Source organism: Pandoraea iniqua (assembly GCF_902459685.1).
Taxonomy (GTDB): Bacteria; Pseudomonadota; Gammaproteobacteria; order Burkholderiales; family Burkholderiaceae; genus Pandoraea; species Pandoraea iniqua.
On the sequence record NZ_CABPSF010000004.1, the window covers coordinates 202,389 to 214,972 of the forward strand.

10 protein-coding genes are annotated in these 12,584 nt (G+C 63.1%); 5 read left to right on the forward strand and 5 right to left on the reverse strand.

Annotation, left to right across the window (positions count from 1 at the left end; translation table 11 throughout):
• Nucleotides 1-5: 5 nt before the first annotated feature.
• The gene (locus PIN31009_RS16620) at nt 6-977 is read right to left on the reverse strand and encodes a homoserine kinase (protein WP_150791000.1); all 972 of its coding nucleotides are present in this window, start codon (nt 975-977) and stop codon (nt 6-8) included.
• A gap of 158 nt (nt 978-1,135) precedes the next feature.
• Nucleotides 1,136-1,504, reverse strand: a complete 369-nt coding sequence (locus PIN31009_RS16625) for a hypothetical protein (RefSeq protein ID WP_058377960.1) — start codon at nt 1,502-1,504, stop codon at nt 1,136-1,138.
• A gap of 359 nt (nt 1,505-1,863) precedes the next feature.
• Between PIN31009_RS16625 and PIN31009_RS16630 the strand changes: the two genes are divergently transcribed.
• Nucleotides 1,864-3,108, forward strand: coding sequence for a YeeE/YedE family protein (locus tag PIN31009_RS16630; protein WP_150791002.1), 1,245 nt, complete (start codon nt 1,864-1,866; stop codon nt 3,106-3,108).
• An 87-nt stretch (nt 3,109-3,195) separates the two neighbouring features.
• Here the strand turns inward: PIN31009_RS16630 and PIN31009_RS16635 are convergent, their stop codons facing one another.
• A complete protein-coding gene (locus tag PIN31009_RS16635; RefSeq protein WP_150684724.1) occupies nt 3,196-3,930 on the reverse strand; it encodes an LOG family protein in 735 nt (244 codons plus the stop codon).
• Between PIN31009_RS16635 and polA the strand changes: the two genes are divergently transcribed.
• The 4 genes from polA (at nt 3,931) to PIN31009_RS16655 (ending at nt 10,507) form a co-directional block, all read left to right on the forward strand.
• Complete coding sequence (gene polA, locus PIN31009_RS16640) at nt 3,931-6,669, forward strand: DNA polymerase I (RefSeq protein ID WP_150791003.1); 2,739 nt, start codon at nt 3,931-3,933, stop codon at nt 6,667-6,669. It abuts the gene before it with no gap.
• Between the two features lie 241 nt (nt 6,670-6,910).
• The gene (locus tag PIN31009_RS16645) at nt 6,911-8,338 is read left to right on the forward strand and encodes an NAD(P)/FAD-dependent oxidoreductase (protein ID WP_174997254.1); all 1,428 of its coding nucleotides are present in this window, start codon (nt 6,911-6,913) and stop codon (nt 8,336-8,338) included.
• 287 nt (nt 8,339-8,625) lie between these two features.
• The gene (locus PIN31009_RS16650) at nt 8,626-9,501 is read left to right on the forward strand and encodes a dienelactone hydrolase family protein (protein ID WP_150791005.1); all 876 of its coding nucleotides are present in this window, start codon (nt 8,626-8,628) and stop codon (nt 9,499-9,501) included.
• 142 nt (nt 9,502-9,643) lie between these two features.
• On the forward strand, nt 9,644-10,507 hold the full coding sequence (locus tag PIN31009_RS16655; RefSeq protein WP_150791006.1) for a ZIP family metal transporter: 864 nt from the start codon (nt 9,644-9,646) through the stop codon (nt 10,505-10,507).
• A 113-nt stretch (nt 10,508-10,620) separates the two neighbouring features.
• On the opposite strand, the gene PIN31009_RS16660 is transcribed toward PIN31009_RS16655, so the two are convergent.
• Entirely contained in the window at nt 10,621-11,505 is an 885-nt protein-coding gene (locus PIN31009_RS16660; RefSeq protein WP_150684720.1) for a sulfurtransferase, read from the reverse strand.
• A gap of 52 nt (nt 11,506-11,557) precedes the next feature.
• Nucleotides 11,558-12,412 (reverse strand): DMT family transporter, encoded by an 855-nt coding sequence (locus PIN31009_RS16665; protein ID WP_150791007.1) that lies wholly within the window; start codon nt 12,410-12,412, stop codon nt 11,558-11,560.
• Nucleotides 12,413-12,584 lie beyond the last annotated feature (172 nt).

Genomic DNA, 12,584 nt, shown 5'->3' on the forward strand with positions numbered 1-12,584 from the left:
TCGGGTCACAGCCAGGGAATGGAAACGGCTTCGATGCGTTCGCGCAGGATTCGTTCGAAATGCCCCGGATCATGCGGTTTCAGCATCTCGGCCGCGCGCGGCAGATGAAAATCATACAGGCGCGAGAGCCAGAAGCGCAGCGCACCTGCTCTGAGCATGTCGCGCCAGTGCGACGCCTCGATGTCGGTGAGCGGGCGCACGGTCTCATACGCACGCAGCATCGCGTGCACGCGGGCGTCGTCGAGCACACCCGTCGTCAGATCGCAGCACCAGTCGTTGACGGTCACGGCAAGATCGAACAACCACTTGTCGCAGCCGGCAAAGTAAAAGTCGAAGAAGCCGCCCAGACGCGGTGCGCCATCTTCGTCTTTGTCGAACAACACATTGTCGCGGAACAGGTCGCAATGGCACGGGCCCGCCTGCATGCCGCGATAGTTGTCGCTGGCGAAAAACGCTTCCTGATGCGCCATCTCGCTTTCCAGCAGCGCGAGTTCTGCGGCGCTCAGATACGGCTTGACCGCCGGGGCCGCTTCGCGCCACCAAGGCAGGCTGCGCAGATTGGCCTGCTCCAGCGTGTAGTCGCGCCCGGCCAGATGCATGCGCGCGAGCATGGCGCCGACGTGGGCACAGTGCGCGGGCGTAGGCGCCAATTCCGAACGGCCTGCCAGCTTGGTCACGATGGTGGCGGGCTTGCCGTTCAGTTCACCGAGAATCTCACCCGTGCGATTCGGAATCGGGTCGGGCACCGGCACGCTGTGGTGGGCCAGATGCCCCATCAATTGCAGATAGAACGGCAATTGCGTGGCGGTGAGCTTCTCGAACAGCGTCAGGACGAACTCGCCACGCTCGGTCGTCAGGAAGTAATTGGTGTTCTCGATGCCGGAGCTGATGCCCCGAAAGTCGAGAACTTTCCCCAAATCGTAGCGTTGCAGCCACTGATCGAGCTGCTCGGGCGAGACGGAAGTGAAAACGGCCATGCGTGCGTCGGGTGGATAAGACTCAAACAAACGGCCCGCGCACGTGCAACGGGCCGCTTGGCGAAAGCTGCGGCGCGGGCGAAAAACGTTGGCGCCCGCGTGGCAGCGGTGAGTGGGGCAGGATAACAGAGGTCTCGGCAGAGGCCCCTGCGCAGGTGTCAGAACTTCAGGCCGACAGACGGCAGACGATCGGTTTGCGACGTGTTATCGCGGATCTTCGGCGCATTGTCCTGCGGCGTGGTTAGCTGGTAATTCGTGCCGAAGCGCGAATGCACATCGATTTCGGTGGGCTTGCCGCGATCGCGGTACTCGGTCACGGTGGTGCCCTTGTCGTCGACGTAAAAGCTCGGCTTGCGTTCCTGATTGACGTCGACCGTCGACGTGCTGGTGGCCGCAGCGCGCGCGTCGGCTTCGCGTTTGGCGGCTTGCGCGGAAGTCTCGTTGGCGTCCTGCGCGAAAACCTGACCAGCGAACAGCAGACTGGCGCCAAGGGCCAGGGGGAGGGCGCGTGACAAGAGCGTTTTCATCATTATTCTCCGAGGGCGGGAACGCATCCGCGTCGAGGCGGCTGTGCAGCGTGCCGACGCCATGGGTTCCAATATGTGCATTCTATCAAACGTGCCTTACTCCGCATCGTGAAATATGGCGCCAAGCACCGTGGTTGCTTGCGTTCAGGCAGTTTCGGCGTGTTTCTTCACAATTAATCACACCGGTGCCCGTACCGCGCCGTGAAACCGAAGTGCCTTGCGACGATTTGCTTATTACCTGAGCTTATAAGGGAATCACGATTCGTTCGTTTTCCGGGGCGAAGGGTTCTGGCATGCTGCGAAGTTGTCTTAATGGGTGGCCCGGTGCCACCCATCTGCATTTTCGGAGTTTGCAAGCCATGTCGTCTTCCGCCGCCTCGGCCGCCGTCAAAACGGCGCCCCCTTCGCCGTCGTCCCCTACGTCGTATAACGCACGTCCGCTCGCCATCGCGCTGGTGCTGATTGCCATCGGCATCGCCTATCTGCAAGCCACGGTTGGCCCGAAACAGGCTGCCCTTGCCGGTGTGGGTGCGTTGCTGGGCGTTGCGCTTTATCACGCCGCATTCGGTTTCACGTCGGCTTGGCGCGTATTCATCGCCGACCGTCGCGGCGCCGGGTTGCGCGCGCAGATGGTCATGCTCGCCGTCGGCGTCGTGCTCTTCTTCCCGGCGCTGGCCGACGGGACGTTGTTCGGCAACAAGGTCGTGGGGCTGGTCTCGCCGGTAGGCGTCTCGGTGGCCTTCGGGGCGTTTATCTTCGGCGTGGGCATGCAGCTCGGCGGCGGGTGTGCATCGGGCACGCTCTATACCGTGGGCGGTGGCAGCACGCGCATGATCGTCACGCTCGCGGCGTTCATCGTCGGCTCGGTGGTGGCAACGGCGCACCTGCCGTGGTGGGAATCGCTGCCGCACATCAAGCCGGTGTCGCTGGTGAAGGTGTGGGGCCTGTGGCCGGCACTGATCGCCAATCTCGCCTTGTTCGCGGCGATCGGCGCGTTCACGTTGTGGGCCGAGAAGCGCCGTCATGGGCGTGTGGTCGGTGTGCCGATGACGCAAAGCGCCAAGGGCCGTCCGGCGCTGTTGCGCGGTCCGTGGCCGCTGCTGTGGGGTGCGCTGGCGCTCGTGCTGTTGAATTTTGCAACGCTGGCCTTGGCCGGTCGTCCTTGGGGGGTGACGTCGGCGTTCGCGCTGTGGGGCGCCAAGGCGTTCATGGCGATGGGCGTGGATGTGGCGTCGTGGCCGTACTGGGCCAAACAGACGGCTGTGCTGAATGCGCCGGTCGCGCAGGACGTCACCACGGTGATGGACATCGGCATCATCCTCGGCGCGCTGGCTGCCGCCTCGATTGCCGGCAAGTTCGCCCCGATCTGGAAGATTCCCGTTCGCTCGCTGCTCGCGGCGGTCGTGGGCGGTTTGCTGCTCGGCTATGGCGCGCGTCTGGCGTACGGTTGCAATATCGGCGCGTACTTCAGCGGCATCATCTCGGGCAGTCTGCACGGCTGGCTGTGGCTGGTGGCGGCGTTCTTCGGCAACGTGTTCGGCACGCGTCTGCGTCCGTTCTTCGGGCTGGAAGTCGAGGCCACGCCGCGCGAGACTAGCTGCTGAGGCAGCGGTCCGATTAGATCGGCAGAACGAGAATCGGCGCCTTTCGGCGCCGTTTTCTTTTGAAGTATCGAAGCTTCCGGGGGAGCGTTACAGGTAGAACATCTTCTCGCTCGTCTCGGTCTCGGGCTCGATGTGTCCGTCGTAAAAGTCGAACACGGCCTTGAGAATCTCGTCGGGATCATCGATGACCTGCACCAGATCGAGATCCTTCTCGCCGATCAGTCCCATCGGCAGCATCGTCGAGCGCACCCAGTCGAGCAACCCTTTCCAGAACTCCGTGCCGACCAAAATCACCGGCACGTGGCGCGATTTCTGCGTCTGGATGAGCGTGAGCACTTCGGACAACTCGTCAAGCGTGCCAAAGCCGCCCGGCATGATGATGAAGGCGTCCGAGTTCTTCACGAACGTCACTTTACGCGTGAAGAAGTGCCGGAAACGCAGCGAGATGTCCTGATACTGATTGCCCTTCTGTTCGTGCGGCAGCTCGATATTCAGGCCCACCGTCGGCGAGGCACCGCCGTGCGCCCCCTTGTTGGCCGCTTCCATGATGCCGGGGCCGCCGCCGGAGATCACCGCAAAGCCGCTGTCGGAGAACTTCCGGGCGATGGTCATCGTCTGTTTGTAGAACGGCGACTTGGGTTTGATGCGCGCGCTGCCGTAGATGCTCACGGCCGGCCGGATCTCGGACAGGTACTCGGTCGCCTCAATGAACTCTGCCATAATCGTGAACATCTGCCACGACGCGCGCGCCTTCTTGGCTGTGGCGCGCTCATGGTCTGCCAGCATGCGCAGACTCGGTATCACTTTTCTTCTCTTGGTCATATGTCGGAACAGCAAAGTCTGGAAGGTAAGACGCTCTTATTGGTCGATGGTTCGAGTTATCTTTATCGAGCCTATCACGCCCTGCCGGATTTGCGCGGCCCCAATGGCGAGCCCACGGGCGCGCTCCACGGCATCGTCAACATGCTGCGTCGCATGCGTAAAGATGTACATGCAGAGTATAGCGCCTGCGTTTTCGACGCCAAGGGCAAGACGTTTCGCGACGACTGGTACCCCGAGTACAAGGCGAACCGTCCGTCGATGCCCGACGACCTGCGCGTGCAGATCGAACCGATTCACGAAGCGGTGCGTGCCATGGGCTGGCCGCTGCTCATGATCGACGGCGTGGAAGCCGATGACGTGATCGGCACACTGGCCAAACGCGCCTCCGAGCTTGGCATGCGCGTGGTCGTGTCGACTGGCGACAAGGATCTCGCGCAGTTGGTGAACGATCGCGTCACGCTCGTGAACACGATGACGAACGAGACGCTCGACGCCCCGGCGGTCGAAGCCAAGTTCGGCGTGCCGCCCGCGCGCATCGTCGACTACCTGACGCTGGTCGGCGATACCGTCGATAACGTGCCGGGTGTCGACAAGTGCGGCCCGAAAACGGCCGTGAAGTGGCTCACGCAATACGGCGACCTCGACAATCTGGTGGCGAACGCGGCGGAAGTGAAGGGCGCTGTCGGCGAGAACCTGCGCCGCGCGCTCGACTGGCTGCCGATGGGCCGCAAACTCGTGACCGTCGCTCTCGATTGCGATCTCACGCCGCAAGTGACTTCCATCGAAGCCAGCTTGCAAACCCAGCCGGAAGACACGGCAACGCTGCGCGATTTCTTCGCACGCCATGGTTTCAAGACGCTGCTGCGCGAGGCCGAGGCAGCCGTCGCCGTGAAGGCCGGCGAGGACGCCCCCGCGCCTCAGGCCGACACCCTTGAGCGCCACTACGAAGCGGTGCTCACGTGGGAACAGTTCGACGCGTGGATGAAGATCATCGAAGCTGCCGAACTCACTGCGTTCGATACGGAGACCACGTCGCTCGACGCCATGCAGGCGCAGTTGGTGGGCCTGTCGTTCTCGACCGAGCCGGGCCGTGCCGCCTATATTCCCGTCGCTCACCGCGCACCGGGCGAAGTCGAACAACTGCCGCGCGACGAAGTGCTCGCGCGCCTCAAGGGCTGGCTCGAAGATCCTGCCCACAAGAAGGTCGGGCAGAACCTCAAGTACGACGCCCATGTGCTCGAAAACTACGGCATCCATCTGAATGGGATTGCGCACGACACGTTGCTCGAATCGTACGTGCTGGAATCGCACCGCAGCCACGATATGGATAGCCTCGCGTCGCGCCATCTGGGTGTGACGACGATCAAGTACGAAGACGTGTGCGGCAAGGGCGCGAAGCAGATCGGCTTCGACGAAGTCAGCGTGGAGCAGGCAACGCAGTATGCCGCCGAAGACGCCGACATCACCCTGCGTTTGCACCGCGCCTTGTACCCGGATCTGGCGCGCGAATCGACGCTTGAATTCGTCTACGCCGATATCGAAATGCCGACCGCACGCGTGCTGCAACGCATCGAGCGCAACGGCGTGCTGGTGGATACGGCACGGCTCGCGGCACAGAGCGACGAAATCGGTCGACGACTGGTCACGCTTGAAGCCGAGGCCTACGCGCTGGCCGGCCAGACGTTCAATCTGAATTCGCCCAAGCAGATCGCCGACATCTTCTTCACGCAACTGCAACTGCCTGTCGTCAAGAAGACCGCCAGCGGCGCGCCGTCGACCGACGAAGAGGTTTTGCAGAAGCTCGCCGAAGACTATCCGCTGCCGAAGGTGCTGCTGGAAAACCGCGGCCTCGCCAAGCTCAAGTCGACTTACACCGACAAGCTGCCGAAGATGGTGAACCCGAACACTGGGCGCGTGCATACGAACTACGCGCAGGCGGTGGCCATCACCGGACGTCTTGCGTCGAACGATCCGAATTTGCAGAACATTCCGGTGCGCACGGCCGAGGGGCGCCGTATTCGCGAGGCGTTCATTGCGCCGCCGGGCAGCCAACTGGTGTCGGCAGACTATTCGCAGATCGAGTTGCGCATCATGGCGCATATCTCGGGCGACGAGAGCCTGCTGCGCGCATTCGCCAATGGCGAGGACATCCACCGTGCTACGGCGGCCGAAATCTTCGCGGTGACGCCGCTCGAAGTGTCGTCGGAGCAGCGCCGCTACGCCAAGGTGATCAATTTCGGCCTGATCTATGGGATGAGCGCGTTCGGTCTGGCGGCCAACCTCGGTATCGAGCGCGACGCGGCCAAGCAATACATCGACCGCTATTTCATGCGCTATCCGGGTGTGGCGCGCTACATGGACGAGACGCGTAAGAGCGCCAAGGCGCGCGGTTTTGTCGAGACGGTATTCGGCCGCCGCTTGTGGCTGCCGGATATCAACGGCGGCAACGGGCCGCGCCGTCAGGCGGCCGAGCGGGCGGCCATTAACGCGCCGATGCAAGGCACGGCCGCCGATCTGATCAAGCTGTCGATGATTGCCGTGCAGCGCTGGCTCGACGACAGCGGTTTGCAGACGCGTCAGATCATGCAGGTGCACGATGAACTGGTGCTCGAAGTGCCCGACCACGAACTGGCAGAAGTCAAAAAGCGCTTGCCGGAGCTGATGTGCGGCGTGGCGAAGCTGCGTGTGCCGCTGGTGGCCGAGGTGGGCGTGGGTGAGAACTGGGAACAGGCGCACTGATTTTCTGAATCAGTTTTAAGCGGCTTTTGAATCGGTTTTACATGGCGTTTGAAGGCGTTTGTATGGGCTCAACATGAGCCCAGCAATGGGCCGGTAGGGGTTTGCAACGGTTGCGCAATAGCGGAAATAGGGATTGAGCCATACCCTATGACCGCACTCTGCGGTAAGGTGATCGCTATTGCCGGGCGGACAAGTGCCGACCGGCCGGACGGTTTTCCAAGCACGGGGAGTTATCGTGAGTGTGCATCGTATTGTGGTGGTCGGCGGTGGTGCCGGCGGTCTGGAGCTTGTTACCCGGTTGGGCGACAAGTACGGGCGTGGCAAGGACGTTCAGATTACGTTGGTCGATCGTTCGATGTCGCACATTTGGAAACCCCTGCTGCATGAAGTCGCAGCCGGCGTGATGGACACGGCGACGCATCAGCTCTCGTACGTTGCGCAAGCCAACTGGCATCACTTCGAATTCGCTGCCGGCGAGATGATTGGTCTCGATCGCGCGGCGAAAACGATCCGGCTCGCTGCGCTCCCGGCAGCGGCCGACGAAGGGGAGGGCGATTTGCTGCCCGAGCGGACGCTGCCCTACGACACGCTGGTGCTCGCCATCGGCAGCACGACCAACTTCTTTGGCGTGAAGGGCGCGCAGGAAAACACCATCGCACTCGATACCGTCGAACAGGCGGAGCGCTTCCGCCGTCGCTTGATGGCGGCCTGCGTGCGTGCTCAGAATGCGGCGCAGGCGCCGGTGGCTGCCGAGTCTGCCGCGTCTGTGGTGGTTACGCCGCCTGCCGATGCGGTGTCGCCAGAGGCGGCTGCGGGGGCGTTGTTGAGTACGCCGGTGACTGCGAGCAATACCATCAGCGCCGAGGATCGCCGCAAGGTCAATCTGGTGATCGTTGGCGCGGGTGCGACGGGCGTGGAGCTGTCGGCGGAACTGCGCAACACCGCTGAAGTGTTGCGCTCGTACGGTCTGAAGCTCGACCCGCGCAAGGACGTGCGCATCACGATCATCGAATCGAGTCCGCGCATTCTCAAGGCGTTGCCGGAGCGGGTGTCGAGCGCAGTGGCCGGCCTGCTCGGCAAGCTCGATGTCGACATTCTGTGTGGCGATTCGGTCGCGGAAGTGCGCCCGAACGAGGTGACGACCACGGCGGGCAAAGTGTTGCCGGCCGATATCACCGTGTGGTCGGCGGGCATTACGGCACCCGCCGTGCTTGGCACGCTGGGGCTCGCAGTCAACCGCCTGAATCAGATCGAAGTGCAGCCGACGCTGCAAAGCGTGACCGATCCGGACATCTTCGCGTTTGGCGACTGCGCCAGCTGCGCGTGGCCCGATCACGGGTTCGTCCCGCCGCGCGCGCAGGCTGCTCACCAGCAGGCGAGCTTTCTGGTCAAGGCGATCGACGCGCGCTTGAAGGGGCAGACCCTGCCGACGTTCACCTACCGTGACTTCGGTTCGCTCGTCTCGCTGGGCAAGTTCAGCGCGGTGGGCAACCTGATGGGCGGGCTCATCGGCGGCAGCATGTTCATCGAGGGCCTGTTCGCGCGGGTGATGTACACGTCGCTCTATCGCATGCACGTGGCGGCGCTGCACGGCGTGTGGCGCATGATGCTCGACACCGTGGCAAACCGCCTGCGTCGATCGACCGTGCCGCGCGTGAAACTCCACTAACGTTGTTCAACATGGCGGATGCGGCAGATGCGGCCTTGTCTGGCCGTATCGTCGCCGCGGCCTCGCCAGATTCGGATCAAAATTCAGACACTTCCGAGTGCTGGCGGGGTTCTCTCCGAGTGCAAGTTCTGCACGCTTTCTAGTAATATCCGAACGTACTGTCGCGCCCGGAATCAGTGGCGCGTAGCGACGGTTCAGGACTGCTCGGGTCCGTTCCGTCGTTTTTCTTCGTTTCCCCTCGTTTTCCTCCGTTTCCATTACCTACGGCTCTTCTCGTGGAGTGCGACATGTCGCAAGCAGATCTGGATAGTCTCGTGCCCGAAGTGGCGCCCCGTAACCGGCGCGATTTTCTGAAGACGGCCGTCGGGTCGGCATTCGCACTGGCGGTGCTGCCGGTGGCGGCTGAAACCATTACCACCGACACGCAAGGGCTCGACGCGGGCGAGGTCATGCTGGACGTGCCCGGCATCAAGATGCCGGTGTACTACGCCAAGCCGGCGGGCAAGACGCATCTGCCGACGATCATCGTGGTCTCGGAGATCTTCGGGGTGCATCAGCACATTGCCGACATCTGCCGCCGCTTTGCCAAGCTGGGCTACCTCGCACTGGCCCCGGAATTGTTCGCGCGCGCCGGCGATCCGCAATCGCTGGGCACCATCGCCGAAATCCAGTCGCAGATCGTCTCTAAGACGCCTGATCAGCAAGTGCTGACCGACATCGACGCCACGGTGAAGTGGGCGATGGCCAATGGCGGCGACGAGAAGCGTCTGGGGATTACGGGCTTCTGCTGGGGCGGCCGTATTACTTGGTTGTACGACGCCTACAACCCGAACGTGAAAGCCGCTGTCGCGTGGTACGGGCGTATCGTGGGCGAACCGAGCGCCAGCTTTCCGCGCAACCCGATCGACATTGCCGGCCAGCTTCATGCGCCGCTGCTCGGCATGTACGGCGGCAAGGACACCGGCATTCCGGTGGCCAGCGTCGAACAGGCGCGTGCGGCCCTTGCTAAGGGCAACGCGGCATCGAAGGCCTCGGAACTGGTGGTGTTCCCGAACTCGGGCCACGCGTTCTTCGCCGACTACCGTGCCAGCTATGTGGAAGCCGATGCCAAGGCAGGTTGGGCCAAGGCGCTGGAATGGTTCCGTAAGCATGGCGTAGCCTGATCCGCCTGCGCATCGGGCGACATCCGGCCACACCGTGCACCATGCATCGGGCGGGGCAAGCCATCGGGGCGCGTAGCGACGATGGTTTGCCTGCCAGCGGAAAAGCTGGTTAAATCGCCGGCTTGCCTGCGGGAGAACCACCATCGACGCCACGCTTGTTTTCATTTTCATCGCCACGCTTGCCTCGGGCGTGCTGAGTCTCGCCGGTGCGGCCTCGCTCTCGCTGGGCCTGCTGTCGCGGCTTATCGACAAGATGGTCAGCTTCTCGGCGGGTGTATTACTCGGCACGGCGTTGCTGCATCTGCTGCCGGAGAGTCTGGAGTCGCACGTCGATGCGCACGTCATCACGCGCTGGCTGCTCGGCGGTCTGCTTGGCTTCTTCTTGCTGGAGAAACTGGCGCTGCTGCGTCACAGCCATCATCACGAGGGCGACGGGCATCATCACGAGCACGGCCACGACGCGCATGAGGCCGGCAAAGGTGGCTGGATGATCCTTGTGGGCAGTGCGATCCACAATTTCGCCGATGGCGTGGTGATCGCGGCGGCGTTTCTGACCGATCCGCGGCTGGGCGTGGCCGCCACCGTGTCGATCACGGTGCATGAGGTGGCACACAAGCTGGGCGATTTCATGGTGCTGCTCAACGCGGGGTTCAAACGTCGCAAGGCGCTCGTGCTCACGTTGGCGTCGAGCCTGACGGCATTGGCGGGCGGCGTGCTCGGCTACTTCATGCTCGACCGCTTGCAGAGCCTGATTCCGTACTTGCTGGCCTTGGCGGCAAGCAGCTTCATCTACATCGCCGTATCGGACCTGATGCCGCAGATGCAACGCCGCACTTCGCCACGGGACGCTCTGCCGCAGATCCTGCTGATCGCTGTCGGGCTTGCGTTGGTGGTCTGGCTGAACGGTCACGACCATGAGCATGGTCACGGGCATGATCACGACGGCGGTGGCAGTGCGCTGGCATTGGTCGGCGGGCACGATGCCGGGAAGTCGGCGGGGCAGTAGTCGAATGATCCTTTCGCGGCGCCGGTGTGCCGCAAAGTAAAAAGAGCATCCCGAGGGATGCTCTTTTCATTCATACGTTCAGCAAGGCCGAACCGGTATCGACATCACCCGGCTCAGGGTTGCGCGCCTGTCGATACGGGGCGGCGCTTATCGGCGCACCACTCGCTCCACGATCCCGGATACAGGCTGGCGCCGTGCAGACCGGCGACTTCCATCGCGAGCAAGTTATGGCAGGCAGTCACACCTGAGCCGCACTGCGAAATCACGCGCTCGGGCTGGCGGTCCTTGCCGATGACCTGAATGAATTCCTCACGCAGGGTCGCGGCAGACTTGAACCGGCCGTCCGCGCCAAGGTTGTCTTTGAAGAATCGATTCGCCGCGCCCGGGATATGTCCGCCGATCGGATCGATCGTTTCGTTCTCGCCGCGATAACGATCCGGTGCGCGGGCATCGATCACCAGACGCTCATGCGAGCTGAGGTTGCGCTCGATCGCGGCCGCGTCAGCGGTCGTGGCCAATGGCTCACCCGGCGTGAAGTCGCCTTCGGGCGGGGCTTCAGGCGGGGCAGCGTCGAGCTTGAAGCCAGCGCTTTCCCATGCTTGCAAACCGCCATCGAGCACGGCCACCGACTCGTGCCCCAGCCAACGCAGCAGCCACCACAGGCGGGCGGCGTACATGCCGCCCTGTGCGTCATACGCCACGACCTGCTGACCCTTCGACAGGCCGCACGCGGCCAGATGGCGTATCAGCGTGTCGCGATCGGGTAAGGGGTGACGGCCGTTCTTGCCCGTCGGCTTTCCGGACAGGTCACGCTCGAGATGCGCGTAAAAGGCACCGAAGATATGTCCCTCGACGTAAGCGGCTTCACCGGCCGCCGGATTGGCGAGATCGAAGCGGCAATCGAAGATGATCACGGGGGCGCCGCCACCGGCGGCCGTTTGCATCAGTGCGTCAAGATTTTGCGGGCTGATGAGCGTGGTGAAGTGGGTGTGAACCATGACGTCTCCGCAGGCGGGCGTGGGGGAAGGCGGGCGAAGCCGCGACGGCCACTCAGGAAGTGGTCGTGGGCCGGCGCAGGGCGGTCATGCCACTCGCCACGATGAGCAGCATGCCGATCCAGCCAGCCAGCGCGGGCCAATCGTCCCAGACAAGCATGCTGATCAGTGTAGCGAAGATTACGCCGGAATATTGCAGATTCGCGGTGACCAGTGTATTGCCGAGGCTGAACGCCCGTGTGAGTGCGGTTTGTGCAATGAGTGCGGCGATGCCGATGGCCAGCATCAGGCCGGTGCCGCGCCAAGTCAGCGGGTGCAAGCCTTCGATGGCCACCCAGCCCAACCCCAGCAGGACGCCCCCGGCAGAGAAGTAAAAGACGATGCGCCAGTCCGGTTCGCCGGCCGCGCCTAAATCCTTCACCTGCATATAGGCGATGGCGGAGAACATGCCGGAGATCACACCGGCGCCCCCGCCGCCCCATGCCTGACTGTCGACCGTGGGCTGCAACAACAGCGCGACGCCGACAAACCCCGCAAAGATGGCCGCCACCAGCCGGAAATCGGTGCGCAGGCTGCCGCGCATGGCCGCCGTCGCCATCACGATCAGCGAGATCCAGATCGGCGACATGTAGTTGAGCGTCATGGCCGTCGAGAGCGGCAACTGGGTGAGCGAGTAGAACCAGAGCCCGAGCGAGATTACGCCGGCGGTACTGCGTTTGACGTGGGAGCCGAAGTGGCGCGTGCGGATCGTCTGGCCGCGCATCCCTGCAATCACCAGCAGCACGATGACGCCGATCAGGCTGCGGTAAAGGACGATTTCGCCGGTGTTGTATTCGTTTGCCGCCAGCTTGATGCAGAGCCCCATCAACGTGAACATGAAGGCGGAGACCAACATCCAGAGCGATTGCATGGCGAATTGTGGCCGACGAGTCGGCAATGAGAAGCTATCGGGAGCGTATCTGCGCGTAACTGACCAGATGGCGCAGGGAGAGACAGGCAGGCGAGATCGAGGGGAGCGATGCAGAAGTCATGCGGCCATAATGGTGGCCGTGCTGGCGTGCGGTTGTCTCCTCAGAGCTCTG